Below are 20,760 nucleotides of genomic sequence, written 5' to 3'. Positions count from 1 at the left end.
GTTGCACCGTCTACCCGATGCCACGCGCGACGCAGAAGATGCGTCCACGCCGGGGCTGCCCCCGGACCTGCATCGAGAGCGCGACCATGATCAACTGCCGTATCCGCCGCCTGGCGGCCGCCGTCCTGGCGCTGGCCAGTTCCCCCGCGCTGGCGATGTCCGGCGCGCCCCTGCTGCCCAGCGAGCGCGGCATCGGTACCCTTGAACCGGTGGCGCGTTTCGAAGGTGCCATGCCCACCAGCGTGGCGGTATCTGAAACCGGGCGGATCTTCGTCAACTTCCCGCGCTGGGGCGATGAGGTGGCCTACAGCGTGGCCGAATGGCGCGACGGCCGCGCCGTTCCCTATCCGGATGCGCGCATCAACCGCAAGGACGGCCCCGATCCGGCGGCCCATTTCATCAGCGTGCAGAGCGTGGTGGCCGATGGTCAGGGCCGGTTGTGGGTGCTGGATACCGCCGCGCCCGGGTTCTCTGCGCCACAGGCCGGCGGTGCCAAACTGGTGGCGATCGACCTGGCCACCAACACCGTGGCCAGGACGCTGGTGTTCCCGGCCAACGTCATCGACGCGCGCACCTATGTCAACGATGTGCGCTTCGATTTCCGGGTTGGCCGCGAGGGCGTGGCCTACGTGACCGACTCGTCGCTGAGCGGTATCGGCGGCATCATCGTGATCGACCTCGCCACTGGCGCCGCGTCCAAGCGCCTGGTCGGCCACGTATCCACCTCGGCCGATGCCGCCTTCGTGCCGATCGTGGAAGGGCGGCAGATGCGACTGCGTAACGCCGATGGTTCGTCGGCGCCGTTCACCGTGGCCGCCGATGGCATCGCCCTGTCGCCCGATGGTGGCACCCTGTTCTACACGCCCTTGTCCAGCCGTCATCTGTACAGCGTGCCGACCGCGCTGCTGCGCGACCCGAAGCTGAGTGAAGCGGAACTGGCGGCGGCGGTGGTCGACCTGGGCGACAAGGGCGCCTCCGATGGCATGGAGATGGACGCCAACGGGCGGCTGTATGCCAGCGACTACGAGCACAACGCCATCCATGCCCGCGACGCGCAGGGGCGATGGACGACGGTGGTGCACGACCCGCGCATCCTGTGGCCGGATACGCTGTCGATGGGGCCGGACGGCTATCTGTACTTCACCGCCAACCAGCTGCATCGACAGGCCGGCTTCAATGGTGGCGTGGATCGCCGGCAGACGCCGTACATGGTGTATCGCACGCGTGTGGATGCGAAGCCTGCGCCAACGCGGTGAAGTGCTCCATAAACGGGTAAAGATGCCTACAGGTCAAGGAGCGTGCGTCTGATGGCCTCGGGGCACCGGCGCGTTCACGCTGTAGCGCATGCCGGCCCTGTTCAAGTCCACTCGCCTCCTGCAGGCGGCACTTCGCGTGGTGCTACCGCTGCGCTGCCTGGTCTGTGGCGAGCCGGGCCACGATGAACTTGACCTGTGCCGCGCCTGCTTTGCCGAACTGCCCTGGGCCGGTCGTGCCTGCCTGCGCTGCGCACTCCCGCTACCCGGGAACGCCCTGATCGTCTGCGGTATATGCCGCGACGAGGTACCGCCGCAGTCCGCCACGCATGCCAGCCTGCTGTACCTTCCACCCGTCGATCAGCTGCTGGTGCGCTACAAGTTCCATCAGGATCTGGCGGCAGGTCGCCTGCTCGCGCAGCTGATGCAGCGCGCACCACCCCCCTGGTCGTGCGCGTCGCTGGTGCCGGTGCCGCTGCATGGGCGGCGCCTGCGCCAGCGCGGCTACAACCAGGCCGCCGAACTGTGCCGGTTGCTGCCGATGCCGGTCTGGCAGGGCCTCTACCGGCGCCGCCACACCGCGCCGCAGTCCGAGCGCAGCGCAGAACAGCGCAGGGACAACCTCTTTGACGCATTCGGCACGCGCTTGTCGCCGCCGACACGGCTGACCGTGATGGACGATGTGATGACCACCGGCAGCACAGTGATGGAAATCGCCGAGACGTTGCGGCTGGCCGGTGCCAGGGACGTGCGGGTATGGGTGTGCGCACGTGTGCCGTAACGGCCGCAGCGATTGACGACGTATGACGGCTGCTGAAGGATGCCCATCCTTCAGCGTGTGGTGCTCGACTGCGTCGCCGCAATGGGTACACGGATGCAAAGACCCTAAAGTTCCGCGCACTCCCGCCGATAGCGGTTGGCGGTCGAGTCGGTGCTGGCCGCATGTTCTCTCTGCACGATGTCTGTTCACAGACCCAGGTCTGTACCAATGCTGGACAAGGAAGTCGTTGATGGGTAACAGAAAAGCAGGATGCGGCGTGCGTGCCGTTCTGGGCACCGCGGGACTGTTGTGGATCGGCGTCGTGCATGCACAGTCGGCCAGTCCCTCGTTCGCCGAGCAGCAGGAACTGCGCGAACGCGCCGAGCGCGAGGCGCGCGAGCGTGAGCAGCGGCAGGCATTGCCGGATGTATCACGCGAACAGCCGGCCGCTGCCACCGATCTGCAGTCGCTGGAACTGCCGGACGAAGAACCGTGCTTCACCCTGCAGCAGCTGCAGCTTGACGGCGCGCATCTGGGGCAGTTCGCGTTCCTGCAGCGCTATCTCGACCGCTACCGTGGCCGCTGCGTGGGCCAGCAGGGCATCGCGCTGATCGTGCGGCGTGCCTCGGATCTGGCGCTGGCCAAGGGCTACGTGACCACCCGCATCGGCCTGCCTGAGCAGAGCCTGGGCAGCGGAACCCTGCGCCTGCAGCTGGTGCCGGGCGTGATCCGGCAGATCCGCTTCAACGCAGAAGAGATACCCGATTCGATGTGGAAGAGTGCGTTTCCCGCGCGGCCGGGGGACGTGCTCAATCTGCGCGCGTTGGAACAGGGCCTGGAGCAGCTCAAGCGCGTTCCGTCGCAGGACGTGAACATGGAACTGGTGCCGGGCGAGGCGCCCGGCGAGTCGGACGTGGTCATCAGCATCCGCCACGGCAAGCGATGGCGTGCCTCGGTGTCGCTGGATGATGCCGGCAGCCGTGCGACCGGAAAGCAGCAGGTCGGCGCGACCGCGTGGGTAGACAACCTGGCTCGCGTCAACGACCTGCTCAGCATTGGCGCCAGCAGCGACGGCAGTGCCGACAAGGGCCGGGGTACCCACGGCTTCAATGCATCGTGGTCGGTGCCGCTGGGCAACTGGCGTTTCAGCACCAGCACCTACAGCTCGCGCTACAAGCAGACCATCGCCAGCAACGCCGACACGTTCGCCAGCACCGGCACCTCCAGCAACGTCGACCTGGCCGTGGAACGGCTGCTGGTGCGTGGCCAGAGCTACCGCAGCGGCATCGAGCTGCGCGTGGCGCAACGGTCGTCGCACAGCTACGTGGAAGGCGTGGAGATCGAAGGCCAGCGCCGGCGTACCACCTCGGTCGAGCTGGCGCTGCTGCACCGCCAGTACCTGGGGCGGGTCCAGGCAGATATCCGCCTGGCGCACCGCCGCGGCGTGCCGTGGCTGGGAGGCGATGATGACGCCGTGGGCCGTGATGACCTGGCGCCGACGTTCCGCTATGGGCTGACCACGCTGGATATCGGCGCCGGTGGCGCCCTGACATCCGGGCCGCGTCCGCTGGCATGGAACACCGCGCTCCGCTACCAGTGGAGCAAGGACACGCTGTACGGCTCGGAGTTCATCAGCGTCGGTGGCCGCTATACCGTCAACGGCTTCGACGGCGAGGTGCCACTCGGCGGCAGCCGTGGCGGCTACTGGCGCAACAGCATCAGCTGGATGGCACATCGCGCCATCGCGCCCTATGCGGGCATCGATATCGGCCACATCGAGCGCGACGACCGCCAGGGTATCGGCGGCGGAACCCTCAGCGGCGCCCACCTGGGTGCACGTGGCGAGCTGGGCGGATTGGCGTGGGATGGCTTCGTCGGCGTACCGATGAGCCGCCCGGCGTGGCTCAAGCATGAGGCACGCGGTCACGTGATCGGATTCCGCGCGTCCTGGCAGTTCTGATTCGACTGGAAGCACCGTCGCCACGTGGCGACGTGATCGGGTTGTTGTGTGTGCAGTTCCCCCCTGGGTTGATGGAAGCACCTGGCATGAAGAACGTATTCCGCAGTCTGTCCCTGTCCGCTTCGGGCGCCGGTTGGGCCACGCGCCTGCGCACCGCGATGGCGAGCGCCACGCTGGCATTGGCGTTCCTGGCCCCGGGCAGCTCGTTTGCCCAGGTGCAGGTACAGGCCGGCGAGCAGGCGCGGGCCGACCAGGCGGCGAACGGCGTGCCGGTCATCCAGATCAACCGGCCCAACGCGGGCGGCGTATCGCACAACCGCTTCCAGGACTACAACGTCGGGCGCGAGGGGCAGATCCTCAACAACAGCGCGAGCACCGTGCAGACCCAACTGGGTGGCTACATCCAGGGCAACGGCAACCTGCAGCCGGGCCAGTCGGCACGATTGATCCTCAATGAGGTGACATCCACCAATGCATCGCGCCTGCAGGGCCACATCGAGGTGGCGGGGCGCTCGGCGGCGGTGATCGTCGCCAACCCCAATGGCATCACCTGCGATGGCTGCGGCTTCATCAATACCACCCGTGGCACGCTGACCACCGGCACCCCGGTGTTCGGCAACGATGGCAGCCTGTCTGCGTTCCGGGTGTCGCGCGGAACGATCCGCCTGGAAGGCAACGGCCTGGATGCCGGCAACCTGGAAGGCGTCGACCTGCTGGCCCGCGCGGTGCAGCTCAACGCGGGCCTTTGGGCGCGCCAGGTGAACGTGGTCACCGGCGCCAACCAGATCGATGCCCAGACCCTGGCGACGCAGGCGATCACCGGAGAAGGCGAACGCCCGCAGTTCGGCCTGGATGTTGCCGCCCTCGGGGGCATGTATGCAGGCAAGATCCGGTTGGTCGGTACCGAGGCCGGCGTGGGCGTGCGCAGCACGGGCCAGATGGTGGCCGACGCAGGCGACTTCATCCTGACCCAGGCCGGCGATGTCCGCCTGAGCGGACGCACGGCGGCCGCAGGCCGCCTGCAGATCGAAACCGACGGTGACCTGAAGGCCGACGGCACCCAGTACGCGCAGGGAGATCTTCAGATCCGTGCCCGGCAGGCGTCGCTTGCCGGTTCGACGTCGGCGGGCGCTGCGTTGGCCGTACGCGCCAACCAGAATCTGGACCTGGCCGGCAGCGCGCAGGCCGCACAGATGCAGCTGGACGCCGGTGGCACGCTGACCCTGGCTGACACGGTGAAGAGCGCGGGCAGCATCGCGCTGGCTGCCGCGCAGGTGCAGAACCGTGCACAGGTGACCGCAGGTGCCGGGCTTGCCGTGCGCGCCGACACGCTGGCGCAGGACAAGGGCGCGCGCCTGGGCGCACAGGTGCTGGACGTGCAGGCCCGCCAGGTGGACAACGCCGGCCTGCTGCTGGGCAACCAGGGCGTACGGATGCAGGCCGCGCAGCTGCACAACGCCGGCCAGCTGTACAGCGACGCCGACGTCGAACTCGATGCGGCCAGCATCGACAACGAGGGCATCATCGGTGCCGGTGCCAACCTGCGTGCAGCGGCCGACCGCATCACCCAGCTGAAGGGTGCCGAGCTGTCTGCGGGCGGGCTGCTGAAGGTCCAGGCGCGCCAGCAGCTGGACAACGCCGGACGCATCCTCTCCGAGCAGGCGCTGGAACTGTCTGCCGGCGGCGTGGACAACCAAGGCACCCTTGAGGCCCGCCAGGCCACGCTGACGGTCGATCGTCTGCGCAACAGCGGCACGCTGCAGGCGGTGGACCTGCTGGCATTGAAGTCCAAAGCACGCATCGACAATGACACCACCGGCAGCATCCAGGGGGGCAAGGGCCTGCAGGTCGACGCCGATGTGCTGGACAACGCCGGCATCATCGGCAGCGCAGCCGATGCCCGTCTGTCCGTTGCCACGCTCGACAACCGCAACCGGCTTGAAGCCGGCGGCACCCTGACCCTGCAGGGCGGCGTCCTGCACCAGCAGGCGGCCGCCACGGCGCTGGCACGCGTGCTGGCCGTGGACGTGCAGAAGGTCATCAACGACGGTCGCCTGCATGGCCAGCAGGCAATGGACCTGCGCGCCACTGAGCTGAGCAACAGTGGCGTGATCTACGGTCGTGACCGCTCACAGCTGCGCACCACCACATTGGACAATGCCGGCGTGATCGCCAGCGATGGCGCGCTTGACGTGCGCACCGACGCGCTGCACAACCGCGCCGGCGGCAACCTGTCCAGTGCGCAGTCGCTGCAGCTGGATGCGGTGACGCTGGACAACGCCGGCAACGTGTTCGCCAAGGGAGCACTGACGGCCAAGGCCGATGTGATCGACAACCGTGGCGACCTCTATGGCGCCGGCGATGTCGATGTCACCGTGCGCGATTCGCTGGACAACCAGGGCAGCCTGGTGGCCGGCCAGACGTTGCAGGTGCGGGGCCGGACCCTGCGCAGCGAGGGTGAACTGGGCAGCGAGCGCGGCAACGTGCAGCTCAGCAGTGACCAGGCCCTGGTGCTGGGCGGGCGCACGTTGGCGGCCGGCACACTGACCGCGCACGCGGGCGGCAGCCTGGAGCAGTCGGGCAAGGTCTTTGCGCAGCAGGGCGTCGTGCTGTCCGCCGATGCCGGCGTGACGCTGAAGGGAACGATCGACAGCGCCGCTGATCTGCAGGTGCGCAGCGATGGCGACCTGGACAACCAGGCGGCGTTGTTCGCCAGCGGCGCGCTGTCGCTGCAGGCTGCGCAGGCACTGCGCACTGCGGCCGACGTTCAGGCGCGCACGTTCACGCTGCAGGCCGCCCAGGCCAGCAATCGCGGGCGCGTGCTGGCCTCGGGTGACATCGAATTGCGGGCGGGGCAGATCGACAACAGCGGCGTGATCGTGGCGGGCCTGCTGGCCGACGGCAAGGTTGGCAGCACCGGCAGCGTCACCCTTGATGCGCGTCAGCAGCTGCGCAACGCCGGCCAGATCAACGCCGGCCAGCAGGTTCACCTGCTGGGCGACAGCCTGCTGCTGGAGGGTGGCCAGGTCTGGTCCGGTGGCACCCTGCTGGCGCAGGCGCGCAGCGGTGAGTGGCGCAATATCGGCGGCAGCCTGACCGCCATCGGTCTGCTCGACCTGCGTGCCACCGACCTGCTGCGCAATGCGGGCAGCCTGCAGGGCACGCGCATCGGCCTGTTGGCGGCCGCGCTGGACAACAGCGCCGGCGAACTGCTGCAGACCGGCACCGATCCCTTTGAACTTGGCCTGACAGGTGCCCTGCGCAACACCGGCGGGCGCATCGCCGCCAATGCCGGCAGTGTCCACCTGAAGGCTGCGCAGCTGCTGAACCAGGGTGGCCGCATCGAGCATGCGGGCACGGGTGTGCTGAAGATCGAGACCGGCACGCTGGACAACAGCACTGCAGGCCTGATCGTCGGCAACGGCGAGGCGGACGTGGCCGTTGCCGGTCGCCTCGACAACAGCGGCGGTACGCTGACAGCGGGCACCGGTGCACGCGTAACCGGCACGGAGATCGTCAACACCGGTGGCAGGCTCGATGCTGGCGGCAACCTTACCGTGGACGCTGCCGGGGCATTGGACAACCGCACTGGCACCATCGTGCAGCGCGGCGCCGGCCAGCTGCAGGTGCTGGCCTCCCAGCTGGACAACAGCAATGGCCTGCTGGGCGCCGAGGGCAATGCGCGCGTGACCAGCCGCACGGGCGACCTGCGCAACGTGGATGGCAACCTGTACGCCCGCCAGGAACTCGCGCTCGACGTGGCCGGTGCGCTGGCCAACCAGCGTGGCCTGGTCCACGGCGGCACCTCGCTGGATCTGCAGATCCGCCAGGCACTGGACAACAGCCAGGGCAACATCGAAGCACAGGGCCCTGCGAACATCCGCGCTGCCTCAGTGGGCAACCGTGGCGGCCGCATCGTGGCCAACGGCACCGGGCAGCTGACGCTGGAATCGGCCGGTGCGCTGGACAACCGTGGCGGCACCCTGGGCAGCACCGGTGGTGCGCTGACGCTGACCGCAGGCAGCGTGGACAACCGCGCCGAAGGCGGCCAGGCCAAGCTGGTGGCCGGAACCGACCTGCGCCTGCAGACCGCATCGCTGGACAACGCCGGCAGCATGGTCCACGCCGCCAACACCCTGTACCTGGAGCGCGCAGGCGCACAGGTATTCAACGTTGGTGGCCAGCTCAGCGCAGGCAACCTGCTGCGCCTGGATCTTGCCGCGCTGGACAATAGCAACGGCCGGCTGCTCAGTCGCCAGAGCCAGCTGACGCTGGGCAGCCTGGCCAATGGTGGCGGCGAAATCAGCGCCTATGAAGCACTCGGCGCACGCCTGCAGGCCTTCAGCGGCATCGGCCGCCTGTTCGGCGGCAGCGAGCTGCGCCTGACGCTGGCGGGCGATTACGTGCATGGCAATGGCCAGCGCCTGGAGAGCAACGGGCTGCTGAAGCTGGACGTGGCCGGCGCACTGGTCAACCAGGGGCGCCTGGAGAGCAAGGGCACGCTTGAAGTCTCGGCGGCGCGGATCGAGAACACCGCTGGCGGGCAGTTCAACGCCACGGCAGGCAATGGCAGTGGTCGTGTCGCGCTGAGTACGGCCGGCGATTTCAGCAATGCCGGTCGCGTGGACGGCGATACGGTGGAGGTGTCGGCTGCCAACATCACCAACACCGGCACCGTGATGGGCAACGCGCTGGAACTGCGCGCCTCGCGCATCACCAACGGCCGCGACCTGGGCAACACGCTGGTCGCACGCGATTACAACGAAGGGCTGATGGCGGCCACCGGCCGCATCAACCTGTATGCCAACTACATCGACAACCTCGACGGCGAGCTCTTCAGCCTGGGCGACATCCGCCTGCAGGGCTGGAACGGCGGCAACGCCCAGCAGATCCGCAACCGTTCCGGGCGCATCCAGGCCGAGAACGATCTGATCCTGGCTGCACTGGGCGTGGCCAACGAGCGTCGTGTGCTGGTCACCCAGCACAAGGTCTACAGCGGCAACGAAGGCGCTGCCGACCCGGACAGCGGGACGTTCAGGGTCGACGGCATCGACGGCCCGGTGCCGCCGGGCAAGCTGTGCCCGGGCGACTGTGCCGTGCTGGAAGTCTGGACCGAGCACAAGGACCTGGTGCTGGAAGGCACCACCGTCATCGCCGCCAGCGCGGCATCGCAGCTGATTTCCGGTCGCGACATGCAGATGTCCGGCGGCTCGGTCGACAACCGGAACTCGGCCATCGCCGCCGGTCGCAACCTCTCGATCAACGGCCGCGGCTCATCCAACAGCGAAGACCCCAACGACTGGGCCGGCGTGGTCAACAACGAGGCGCTGGCCGGCTACAAGGTGGTCCAGCGCACGTCGACGATCGACTACACCTACCGCCCTTGCCCCAGCCGCTGCGACTTCGAGATCTATGGCGGCAGCCGCGCGCTGGGCACCAGCACGGTCACCAAGCAGGTCACGCTGGCCGGCGGCAATGCCAGCATCACCGCCGGCCGCAAGGTGCAGATCGAAGCGCGCGAGGTCAACAACGCCGTGGTCACCGCGCACAGCGGTGGCACACCGTTGGACGTTGCCGGTTGGCAGGGCAACAACGCCTACGCACCCGAACTGGGCCAGCAGCAGGGCGCCGGCGCGGTCGGCGGCAATGCTGGCGCACCGGGTGCACAGCAGGGCGTGGCCACCGGGCCTGCCAGCGCGCAGGCGCAGGGTGCGGGCACGGCCGGTGATACCGGCTCCCCGGGCCCTGGCCGTGTCACCCCGGTGCCGCCGCCGCAGGTGGTGGGCAGCCCGCAGAATCCGCTGCCGGGCCTGTCGCTGCCCAGTGGCGGCCTGTACACGGTCAATCCGGGCAACCAGCGCTGGCTGGTGGAAACCGATCCGCGCTTCGCCAATTTCGGGCAGTGGATCGGCTCGGACTACATGTTCCAGCGCCTGAACCTGGACCCGGACAAGCAGCTGCGTCGGATGGGTGACGACTTCTACGAGCAGCGCCTGGTGATGGAACAGATCACCGGCCTGACCGGGCGTCGCTACCTGGATGCCGACCAGGGCGATGGCATGGGCCAGTACCGCGCCATGATGGATGCCGGCGTGACCGAAGCCGCGCGCCAGCAGCTGAGCGTGGGCGTGGCGCTGTCGGCCGAACAGGTGGCCGCGCTCAACGAAGACATCGTGTGGATGGTCGCCCAGGAAGTGGACGGCCAGAAGGTGCTGGTGCCGGTGGTGTACCTGTCCCAGGCCACCGCCAACCGCCTGCAGCTGGGGGGCGCCGCCATCGCTGGCGAGTCGGTGGAGATCCGCGCCGGCAATGTGTCCAACCAGGGCATGATCCGCGCCGATGATCGATTGACCATCGATACCGGCAGCCTGCTCAACGATCGCGGTGGCATTTCCGCGGGCGGCAATGCCCGCATCACCGCCGTGGAGGACATCCTCAACAACAGCGGCCTGATCCAGGGCGGCAACGTGGCCCTGGTGGCCGGCCGTGACCTGAAGAGTGTCAGCGGCATCGACGTGGCCAGCATCCGCAGCGGCGGCAGCCTGGCGCTGGAAGCCGGACGTGACCTGGCACTGGTCGGTTCGCAGACCCGTGCCCGCGGCAACGCGGCGCTGGAGGCCGGCCGCGACCTCAATCTCACCACGCAGATGCAGGGTGATGGAAGCCTGCGTCGCACCACGCTGGACGTGGGCGGCGGCCTGTCGCTGGACGCCGGCCACGATCTGAACCTGACGGCAGTGACAGCCAAGGCCGGCGGCAGCGTCCATGCCACGGCCGGCAACGACATCAACCTCAACGCACTGACCACCACCGAACAGGGCGGCTGGGGCAGCAACCGCTACACGCGCGAAACCCTCAACGCCAGCGGCATCGAGGCCGGTGGCTCGCTGGGCATGCAGGCCGGGCAGGACGTGAACCTGCAGGCCGCGCAGCTGAAGGCCGGCGACGGCCTGGCCGTGGTGGCCGGGCGCGATCTCAACCTGCAGGCCGAAACCACCACCAACACCAGCCAGCAGCAGAGCCGTGGCAAGCGCTTCTCGCAGACCACGCAGAGCATGGACGAGACCGTGCACGGCACTTCGCTGCAGGCCGGCGGTGACATCGCGCTGGTGGCCGGGCGCGATGCCAACCTCACTGCCACGCAGGTCGGCAGCACCGACGGCGGCATCAGCATTGCCGCTACGCGCGACGTGAACCTGCTGGCGGCGCAGGAGGACCACAGCTGGGAGCAGGAAACCACGCGCAGGAAGAAGGGCCTGCTGTCGAGCAAGACCACCACCACTTACGACGCGACCCGGGACAGCCTGGTGGTGGGCACCACGCTCAGCGGCGAGACGGTGACCATCGGCGCCGGACGTGACGTCGTCGCGCAGGCGGCGCAGGTGGCTGCCACCGGTGATGTGGTGGTGGCCGCCACCCGCGACCTCACCATCGGCACGGCCACCTCCACGCACAGCGAAGAGCATGACAAGACCGTCAAGCGCTCGGGCGTGTTCGGCGGTGGTGGCTTCAACCTGACCATCGGCAAGAGCAAGCTGGAAAAGGGCCTGGAGATCGAGCAGAGCGCGCCACAGGGCAGCCTGATCGGCTCAACCGATGGCCGGGTCAACCTGAGCGCCGGCAACACGCTGCACATCACCGGTTCGGACGTGCTGTCGAAGACCGGTACGCAGCTGGTGGGCGGGCAGGTGGTGATCGACGCGGCACAGGGCACCACTGACGTACACCAGAGCACCAAGCAGAAGAGTGCCGGTATCAACGTCGGCCTGACCGGCGGTGTGGTGGATGCCGCCCTGGCCGCCTACGGTGCGGCCAAGGCGGCCGGCAATGCGCAGGATGACCGCCTGAAGGCGCTGTACGCGGTGCAGGCGGCCAATGCCGCCGCTGGCGTCGGCGGCGCCATGCAGCAAGGCGCTTCCGGCGCCACCGACGGCGTGAGCCTGCGCATCGGCATCGGCGCCTCCAGCTCCAGTGCCAGCCAGACCAGCCACGACCAGTCGGCGGTGGGCAGTACCATCCGCAGCCAGGGCGACGTCAGCATCGTGGCCACCGCCGGTGACCTGAGCATCATCGGCAGCCAGGTGAAGGGTGACAACGTGGCGCTGGCCGCGCGGGACAACATCACCCTGCGCAGCGAAGCGGAAGACCACACGCAGTCGTCGAAGAACAAGAGCGGCAGCGGTGAGATCGGTTTCAGCATCGGCGCGCAGACCGGTTGGTACGTGTCGGCCAGCACCGCCAAGGGCAAGGGCAGCGGCAACGGCACCACGCACGTCGAAACCGTGGTGGACGCCGACCGCAACCTGACCGTGATCAGTGGCAAGGACACCACGCTGCAGGGTGCCCAGCTGAGTGGCGACAAGGTGGTGGCCAGCATCGGCGGCAACCTGTCCATCATCAGCGAGCAGGACACCGACGACTACGCCAGCAAGCAGACCCAGGCTGGTGGCACCTTCGTGTATGGCAGCGGCGGCACCGTCAACATCGGCCAGCAGAAGGTCGAGAGCCACCTGCGCAGCGTGCAGGAACAGAGTGGCATCGTTGCCGGCAGTGGTGGCTTCAACATCACTGTAGGCGGCAACACACACCTGGAAGGCGGCGTGATCGGCAGTACTGCCGATGCCTCGAAGAACCGCCTGGATACCGGCAGCTTGACCGTTGTCGACATCGAGAACGAATCCCGCGCCAAGACCAGTGGCGGTGGCATCGGCACCGGGATGAGCAGCGGTGGTGGCATCAGCAACCCGCTGGGGAGCGCGGCCGGCGCAGGGCTGAGCCTGCTGGGCGGCACCAAGAAGAACGACAGCAGCACCACGCGCTCGGACATCGCCGCCGGCACCGTGGTGGTGCGCGATGGCAATGAAAGTGCCTTGGCCGGTCTTGATCGGACCGCGACCGGCTTTGATACCGACAGCGCACTGTCGGCCGTTGATCTGCGCAAGATGCAGGAGCGTGCCGAAGTGATGCAGCTGGGTGGGCAGCTGCTGTTCAAGGGTGTCGGCGACCTGGGCGGCTACCTGAGCCAGAAGGCGGAGACCGAAGAAGGCAAGGCGTTCTGGGCCGACGGCGGCAACGGCCGCGCGCTGCTGCACGGCATGGCCGGTGCAGCGATGGCCGCATTGGGTGGTGCGGATGCGCTGAACGGCGCGGTGAGTGCTGCCGGTGCGGAGAAGGCCAAGATCGCGATCTCGGAATTCCTCGAGAACAACAAGGGCAGCCTGAGCTGGGAGGACTACCAGTCGCTGATGGAAATCGGCAGCGCGATGGTGGGTGGGGCCCTGGGGGGAAGTACGGGCGCCAACATTGCCGTCACCGGGGATCGGTTCAATCGGCAGCTGCATCCGGATGAGGTGAAGTGGATCCGCTTCCATGCAGAGGAATTCGCCCGCGAGCAGAAGATCTCGAAGGAAGAGGCCTATCGCATCCTTCTTGTGGAAGCGGCTGCGTACGTTGACTCGAAAATACAGTCCGACCTGAGTGGAGTAGAAAACAACACTGACGCAATTGATTTCCTGCGCAAGAACCAGAACAAGTACGACTGGGGTACCGCGTTCGACAGCAGCGATCGGGACAACTTCTCTAAGTTCAGCGAAGAGCTTGGGCGCGAAACCGGCTATTTCAAAGACGTCTACACTGCCATCTCGGGAACTGCTTACGCCGCCGGATCAACCAAGGACTGGCGCTTTGAGTTCCAGGAGCCACTGCGCTACTACGGCGACGCCTCGCGCTCTCAGAAGGGCGTTGCCATGGTCCAGGCTGGCGCAGCCGCTCTTGGCATCGGTGCGGCGGCGGCCGTTGAATTCGGTGGCTGGTGCATCCTCAATCCATACAGCTGTGGCAGGGCTGCCAGCGGGGCGATCGATGCGGTGATGGGTGACTACGTGGGTGGTCACTCGCTTGCACCAGTGCTGCCAGCGTTGGTTGCGGCAAAGGCCGCTACCACTGCGGAACAAACGCTTCGACTGTCGAGCGGCGCGGTGGGTGCTGAGATCGCGGGGAATGCTGCAAAGAAGGGGGGGCTGCAATCCGAGCAGGTGCTGAAGCCGATGCAGGCTGCCGGTGCGGATGTGGCAGAGGCAGGCGCGAAGGCCGGGGCAAGCGAACAATCTTCTCTGGCAAATCTGAATCGTCTGAGTCCGCAGGAAGAGGCTGAGCTACTAAAGCGACAACTGATCCAGGCCGAGCGGCATGATCCATGGATCGGTACAACGCTTCCGGGGGCCGAGGCGCCAGTGACGGTTACGGCAGAAGCAACCGTCGGCGGGCGAATGCTCAAAGACACCAATCAGACCGCCCGACCTACCAAGCTCGCTGATGCAGACCACCCGACGCTGGTGGCCGATCTCCTTCCGCCTGGTGCGCCAAATTCCAGTATGAAGTCCGCTCATGCGGAAATTGCGGTCATCCAGCGAGCCTATGAGCAAGGACTTACAAATGCGCAGAAAATGCTCATTGTGGTTCGCGGTGAGGGAGTTTGCAGCTACTGTCAACGGAGTGACAATTTGATCGCAGCTGCGCAACGCTCTGGTCTTAGTAAGCTCGAAATAATTGACGTTGAGAGGAATACGAAGATGGTGTGGAATAGAGGTGAGAAATCCTTCTTCGAGGTGACTTTGCATGAATAAGTACTTTAGCTATCCTGTTGTTAAAAAAATCCTTCGCTATACCGATGCGGGGAGTAATGACGGTCCGCAATGGATTGATAATCCTTCCAGTGATGTTGTGGAGGATGCCGTTCGGCACGTTTTTAGTAATGGGAAAATTCTTGATGTGACGATTCCAGAGGGTCAGGGTTCGTTGCTTCATCGGCTTACAATGGTAAGTAAGGCTGGGGAGTGTAGGTTTACCGCTAATCTTTATCACGAGGACCACAGGCAGGCTTTTCTTGAGTGGTGGGAGCCAAAGGGAGCTGCATTCCGCGGGGCAAGCCGATATGGTGATGACTACTTTGACGACAGGACGGTGTGCAGGGATATCGCTGTAGCTGTCGCGCTGTTCCGCGAGGTCATTGATATTAATGGGCTGAGTGGCGCCTCTCTTTCTCAATTCCTATCAGAGTGGGACCCGATTAGCATGGAAGGTAGACGTCTTGTCGCAGAGAGTCTTCCGTCGCGACGCTAAGCATGACCAAGGAGTAATGCCGTGTAGTTAGGCTACGCCTTCTCAGCGCTTTGCGCAGTTGAGGTGTCGACGCCGGCATTGTGGCCCTTGGTAGACGCAAGATTCTCGGAGCGAGGAGGCAGGTTGCATCGTTGCAGTGGCCGCGCGACAGACTGGTCAGTCGTCAAAGAACAAGAGCGGCAGCGGTGAGATCGGCTTCAGCATCGGCGGCAACCTGTCCATCATCAGCGAGCAGGACACCGACGACTACGCCAGCAAGCAGACCCAGGCTGGCGGCACCTTCGTGTATGGCAGCGGCGGCACCGTCAACATCGGCCAGCAGAAGGTCGAGAGCCACCTGCGCAGCGTGCAGGAACAGAGTGGCATCGTTGCCGGCGACGGTGGCTTCGACATCACCGTGGGTGGCAACACGCACCTGGAAGGCGGCGTGATCGGCAGTACTGCCGATGCGTCGAAGAACCGCTTGGATACCGGCAGCCTGACCGTTGTCGACATCGAGAACGAATCCCGCGCCAAGACCAGTGGCGGTGGCATCGGCACCGGGATGAGCAGCGGAGGTGGCATCAGCAACCCGCTGGGGAGCGCGGCCGGCGCAGGGCTGAGCCTGCTGGGCGGCACCAAGAAGAACGACAGCAGCACCACGCGCTCGGACATCGCCGCCGGCACCGTGGTGGTGCGCGATGGCAATGAGAGCGCTTTGGCCGGTCTTGATCGGACCGCGACCGGCTTTGATACCGACAGCGCACTGTCGGCCGTTGATCTGCGCAAGATGCAGGAGCGTGCCGAGGTGATGCAGCTGGGTGGGCAGCTGCTGTTCAAGGGTGTCGGCGACCTGGGCGGCTACCTGAGCCAGAAGGCGGAGACCGAAGAAGGCAAGGCGTTCTGGGCCGACGGCGGCAACGGCCGCGCACTGCTGCACGGCATGGCCGGTGCAGCGATGGCCGCATTGGGTGGTGCGGACGCGCTGAACGGCGCGGTGAGTGCTGCTGGTGCGGAGAAGGCCAAGATCGCGATCTCGGAATTCCTCGAGAACAACAAGGGCAGCCTGAGCTGGGAGGACTACCAGTCGCTGATGGAAATCGGCAGCGCGATGGTTGGTGGTGCTCTGGGTGGAAGCACGGGCGCCAACATTGCCGTTTTCTTGTGGAAGCGGCTGCGTACGTTGACTCGAAAATACAGTCCGACTGGAGTGGAGTAGAAAACAACACTGACGCAATTGATTTCCTGCGCAAGAACCAGAACAAGTACGACTGGGGTACCGCGTTCGACAGCAGCGATCGGGACAACTTCTCTAAGTTCAGCGAAGAGCTTGGGCGCGAAACCGGCTATTTCAAAGACGTCTACACTGCCATCTCGGGAACTGCTTACGCCGCCGGATCAACCAAGGACTGGCGCTTTGAGTTCCAGGAGCCACTGCGCTACTACGGCGACGCCTCGCGCTCCCAGAAGGGCGTTGCCATGGTCCGGGCTGGCGCAGCTGCTCTTGGCATCGGTGCGGCGGCGGCCGTTGAATTCGGTGGCTGGTGCATCTTCAATCCGTACAGTTGCACCAAGGCCATCAGCGGAGCAGCCGATGCGGTGATGGGTGACTACGTGGGTGGTCATTCGCTTGCACCTGTGCTGCCGGCCCTGGTGGTGGCAAAGGCTGCTACCACTGCGGAAGACACGCTTCGATTGTCGAGCAGCGCGGCAGGTGCTGAGATCGCAGGGAATGCTGCAAAGAAGGGGGGGCTGCAATCCGAGCAGATCCTGAAGTCTGTGCAGAACTCATCGACAGAAACGGCAGGCCAGGCTGCAAATGGGGCTCTGACTGCTGGGCGTGAGCTGACACCTTTGTTCAAAGATGTTGAAACAGGTCTAAACTCGATAAATCCTGTCCGCTCCAATAATCGAGGTGGAATTTTGGAGCTTGGTTTGGATCCGGATAAGGGGAAAATTGCAGTGCATGAAGGTCAGGCGGCCGTCCAGTTAGAGAATTCCTTGGGAGGGACTCTGAAGAGGACAGACCCGGTGCAGGGCAGTAAAAATCCCGACTTCGTATTTGTCAGTGGGCCCTATGCGGGGAAGACCGTGGATTTCATGTGGACAGACGGTACAAAGTCTACTCAAATAAATAAATTCTTCTCCAATAATTCTGCGCAGAATCAGCGGCAGCTGATAGATCATGTAAACAAGGCGGATATGGTTCCTCTGGATTACAGGAATCTTGCTCCTGAAAATCAGGCTTTGGTAAACTCTTGGATAAAAATGCTCACTCCGGAGCAGCAGGGTAAAATTATTATTTTGAGGTAAATTATGGCGATGTACATTTCTATTGGCGACGGGAACGGGCCGCCAGGTGCTGGCTGGTCCACTTCGGGTGGGGTGTTCGATTGCATTGTAGAGTCGACAAGGATGCTCTTTCGGCCCGACGAACAGTGCTGCCTAAGCGATATCTATGCCCCGCTGGATGAGCAGGGACAGAATTTCATTGTTCTCGACTACGTCGATGAGAGCTGCTTTAATTTGTTCTATTCGCGGTGCAGGCGGGCTATGGAAGAGTTTCCTTCCTCGGAGCGAGCGAAGATCGTTCCCGAGAGTCATATCCCAGGAATCATATGGAATTGGTCCGAAGTTCTAAGAATCATGCGGGAAGATCCTCGTTATCGGGAGTCCGCGTAAAAGACAGATGGATGTTCGAGGTGGGTTGATTGCTGCTGCTGGCACATACGGCAGGTACGTGAAACCGGATGGCACTTCATCAGTTCAGATGATTCTGGTGGCCCTGAGCGAATACAGCTGCGCGGAACCAGCAGTCGGTCGTCGAAGAACAAGAGCGGCAGCGGCGAGATCGGCTTCAGCATCTGCGGCAACCTGTCCATCATCAGTGAGCAGGACACCGACGACTACGCCAGCAAGCAGACGCAGATCGGTGGCACCTTAGTGGCGTAGTTGCTGCAGCGGCGGCTTCAACATCACCGTGGGCGGCAACACGCACCTGGAAGGCGGCGTGATCGGCAGTACTGCCGATGCCTCGAAGAACCGCCTGGATACCGGCAGCCTGACCGTTGTCGACATCGAGAACGAATCCCGCGCCAAGACCAGTGGCGGTGGCATCAGCAACCCGCTGGGCAGCATGGCCGGCGCAGGACTGAGCCTGCTGGGCGGTACCAAGAAGAACGACAGCAGCACCACCCACTCGGATATCGCCGCTGGCACGGTGGTGGTGCGCGATGGCAATGAAAGCGCCCTGGCCGGTCTTGATCGGACCGCGACCGGCTTTGATACCGACAGTGCACTGTCGGCCGTTGACCTGCGCAAGATGCAGGAGCGCGCCGAGGTGATGCAGCTGGGCGGGCAGCTGCTGTTCAAGGGCGTGGGTGACTTGGGCGGCTACCTGAGCCAGAAGGCGGAGACCGAAGAAGGCAAGGCGTTCTGGGCCGACGGCGGCAACGGCCGCGCGCTGCTGCGCGACATGTTCAATAGTGACGTGGACCCGTCTGAGCTCCTAGCTGGGGTTCATAGTGGAAAGTGCCCTGTCGTCGGGAATGGTTCACGAGGGAACCCAATTGTGGAATTTGGTCGGCCGATAGGCGTTGATGGAACAACCGGACAGGCCGTAACAAGGGGGCAGATACACTATAGTAAAAATGGTGCTCATATTGTTCCGGATGCGAGGAAGTAAGCGGTATGTTTTTGAATAGGTTGCCGGATTGGCTAGTGGTGTGCTTCAGGGTGGCGCTCCTCGGTGAGATATATCAGGAGATCCGAGCCATAGCTGTAGGGTACGACGAGAAGGGGAGGGTTTTGATTCGTTATTATCTTGAGCGTGACCCGACTGATCTTGATTGGGAAAGCGTAGAGGTCGTGGCGACAAATGTCGATGCAGCAAGTTCGGAGGTTGGTATTTCAAGAATCGACGTTGAATGCCTGTATGTTTCAGGCCCTCTGAGGGGCTTGCCATCACTTAGTGGTTTTGTATATGCACGCCGAGAGTTTAATTAGGGATAGGGCTCGAAGGGTCTAAAGGATGGTTCTGTGTGCAAGATTTCCATGATTCTGTGCATGATCAGCGGCGGCTGATAGATTATTTTGCAAGGTCATCGCAGGGCAATGCGAGGCTGGAAACGTTTATATGTTATATGCAATGCTGATGGCAAAATATCCTCGAGAACTTCCAAGAATAAACGTGGCGGTGGTCTGTGAGTTACGTTGAAAGACAGGTCGAGATAATTGATTCTCTATATAGGGCGATGGATGCAAGTGCTGAGAATGGTTACACGGATGCTGCGTGTAGATTTCGCTATCTTCCAGAGGAGGATGGATCTCTTGGCATTGATTCCTCATTTTTTTACACGATCGGTGGCGTTTCCGTATCTGCATTGTTGAATGATTATGGTGATAAGGGTTGTGCTGATTTGGCTTGCGATCTCCATGATGTAATGAAGGAGCATACGGGAGGGGATTGGAGGGAATTTGATATTGTGATTAATTCCGATAAGACTGTAACTACACAGTTTATATATTCTTAGTGATTTTGTTCATGCCATTAGTCTAAAATTCCCAGGATCCTTTGACTCGATGAGGAATTCTTGAAAACCAAGGTGGCAGACGCTGAAGTGAAAAATTTGGCGTAATGGCGGAGCTAGTGCTTTCGGTTGAGGGCTAGTCCGTCCTATCGGCATTGGCGCCTCCAGTTCCAGTGCCAGCCAGACCAGCCACGACCAGTCGGCGGTGGGCAGCACCATCCGCAGCCAGGGCGACGTCAGCATCGTGGCCACCGCCGGTGACCTGAACATCATCGGCAGCCAGGTGAAGGGTGACAACGTGGCGCTGGCCGCGCGGGACAACATCACCCTGCGCAGCGAAGCGGAAGACCACACGCAGTCGTCGAAGAACAAGAGCGGCAGCGGTGAGATCGGTTTCAGCATCGGCGCGCAGACCGGTTGGTACGTGTCGGCCAGCACCGCCAAGGGCAAGGGCAGCGGCAACGGCACCACGCACGTCGAAACCGTGGTGGACGCCGACCGCAACCTGACCGTCATCAGCGGCAAGGACACCACGCTGCAGGGTGCCCAGCTGAGCGGCGACAAGGTGGTGGCCAGCATCGACCGCAACCTGTCCATCATCAGCGAGCAGGACACCGACGACTACGCCAGCAAGCAGACCCAGGCTGACGGCACGTTTTTGTGCGGCAGCGAGCGCTGGAGTGGGGGCCAACATCTGAGCTTTGTCGCCAGGCGTGGATGCCTTCAGCTCTGTTACCAGCCAAGCCTGGCACCACCAGAGCGCTGTTGACGACCCATGGAGTGGAGTGTTGTGGGAGGTTGTTGGCAGAGTTTGGTTCGGTGAACTAAAGTTAATTAAATAAGTGGTAAGGGCTGTCAAGGGAGCGCGAGTGAAAGATAAGAATTCATTGGCTATCGATTTCTCGGAGCGAGTTGGTGTGCCCATTGATAGGCGTTATCTATCTGATTTTTTCGACGACATGAATGCGCGCTTCAAGGGAGATGGTTCATACTTCATTATTAAGACGGACGGAGATAGGATCGGTGCAAGGCTGACGTTCGTTTTTTGTGATCGTGCAAGGGATGTTGTGCTGAGGAGGGATACTTCCAGTATTGAGGACGGCATGATGCACATGTTTGCTGGCCTGGAAGAAGCAGGCGGCTACGTTTGATTGGTTC

At 63.9% G+C, this 20,760-nt stretch carries 10 protein-coding genes; all 10 read left to right on the top strand.

The genetic code is table 11. The features are described 5' to 3' along the window. Positions 1-86: 86 nt before the first annotated feature. Positions 87-1,256, top strand: a complete 1,170-nt coding sequence (locus Q9Q79_RS19305) for an L-dopachrome tautomerase-related protein (protein ID WP_099527753.1) — start codon at positions 87-89, stop codon at positions 1,254-1,256. Between the two features lie 88 nt (positions 1,257-1,344). Then, positions 1,345-2,034 (top strand): ComF family protein, encoded by a 690-nt coding sequence (locus Q9Q79_RS19300; RefSeq protein ID WP_201861653.1) that lies wholly within the window; start codon positions 1,345-1,347, stop codon positions 2,032-2,034. Between the two features lie 256 nt (positions 2,035-2,290). After that, positions 2,291-3,973 carry a ShlB/FhaC/HecB family hemolysin secretion/activation protein gene (locus tag Q9Q79_RS19295; RefSeq protein ID WP_286244689.1) on the top strand — a complete coding sequence of 561 codons (1,683 nt, stop codon included), beginning with the start codon at positions 2,291-2,293 and terminating at the stop codon, positions 3,971-3,973. A gap of 86 nt (positions 3,974-4,059) precedes the next feature. Continuing rightward, complete coding sequence (locus tag Q9Q79_RS19290) at positions 4,060-14,598, top strand: hemagglutinin repeat-containing protein (protein ID WP_286244687.1); 10,539 nt, start codon at positions 4,060-4,062, stop codon at positions 14,596-14,598. After that, positions 14,591-15,094 (top strand): hypothetical protein, encoded by a 504-nt coding sequence (locus Q9Q79_RS19285; protein ID WP_134948736.1) that lies wholly within the window; start codon positions 14,591-14,593, stop codon positions 15,092-15,094. The genes Q9Q79_RS19290 and Q9Q79_RS19285 overlap by 8 nt, the downstream gene beginning before the upstream one ends. Before the next feature lie 136 nt (positions 15,095-15,230). Next, on the top strand, positions 15,231-16,292 hold the full coding sequence (locus tag Q9Q79_RS19280; protein WP_087803706.1) for a hemagglutinin repeat-containing protein: 1,062 nt from the start codon (positions 15,231-15,233) through the stop codon (positions 16,290-16,292). Next, entirely contained in the window at positions 16,238-17,386 is a 1,149-nt protein-coding gene (locus Q9Q79_RS19275; RefSeq protein WP_231098189.1) for a hypothetical protein, read from the top strand. The genes Q9Q79_RS19280 and Q9Q79_RS19275 overlap by 55 nt, the downstream gene beginning before the upstream one ends. A 697-nt stretch (positions 17,387-18,083) precedes the next feature. Then, entirely contained in the window at positions 18,084-18,758 is a 675-nt protein-coding gene (locus Q9Q79_RS19270) for a polymorphic toxin type 50 domain-containing protein (protein WP_140416108.1), read from the top strand. Positions 18,759-19,807: 1,049 nt separating this feature from the next. Next, positions 19,808-20,371: a hemagglutinin repeat-containing protein gene (locus Q9Q79_RS19265; protein ID WP_239511233.1), complete on the top strand. Its 564-nt coding sequence runs from the start codon at positions 19,808-19,810 to the stop codon at positions 20,369-20,371. A gap of 100 nt (positions 20,372-20,471) precedes the next feature. Further along, complete coding sequence (locus Q9Q79_RS19260; RefSeq protein ID WP_143599427.1) at positions 20,472-20,753, top strand: hypothetical protein; 282 nt, start codon at positions 20,472-20,474, stop codon at positions 20,751-20,753. The last annotated feature ends 7 nt before the right edge of the window (positions 20,754-20,760 follow it).

It is taken from the genome of Stenotrophomonas sp. a6, assembly GCF_030913325.1.
Taxonomy (GTDB): domain Bacteria; phylum Pseudomonadota; class Gammaproteobacteria; order Xanthomonadales; family Xanthomonadaceae; genus Stenotrophomonas; species Stenotrophomonas maltophilia.
This window is presented reverse-complemented; position numbering and strand designations above follow the sequence as displayed.

Excerpts from the sequence above, each read along its gene's own strand:
- Q9Q79_RS19305 (WP_099527753.1), top strand. The coding sequence starts at position 87 with ATGATCAACTGCCGTATCCGCCGCCTGGCGGCCGCCGTCCTGGCGCTG.
- Q9Q79_RS19300 (WP_201861653.1), top strand. The coding sequence starts at position 1,345 with ATGCCGGCCCTGTTCAAGTCCACTCGCCTCCTGCAGGCGGCACTTCGC.
- Q9Q79_RS19290 (WP_286244687.1), top strand. The coding sequence starts at position 4,060 with ATGAAGAACGTATTCCGCAGTCTGTCCCTGTCCGCTTCGGGCGCCGGT.
- Q9Q79_RS19285 (WP_134948736.1), top strand. The coding sequence starts at position 14,591 with ATGAATAAGTACTTTAGCTATCCTGTTGTTAAAAAAATCCTTCGCTAT.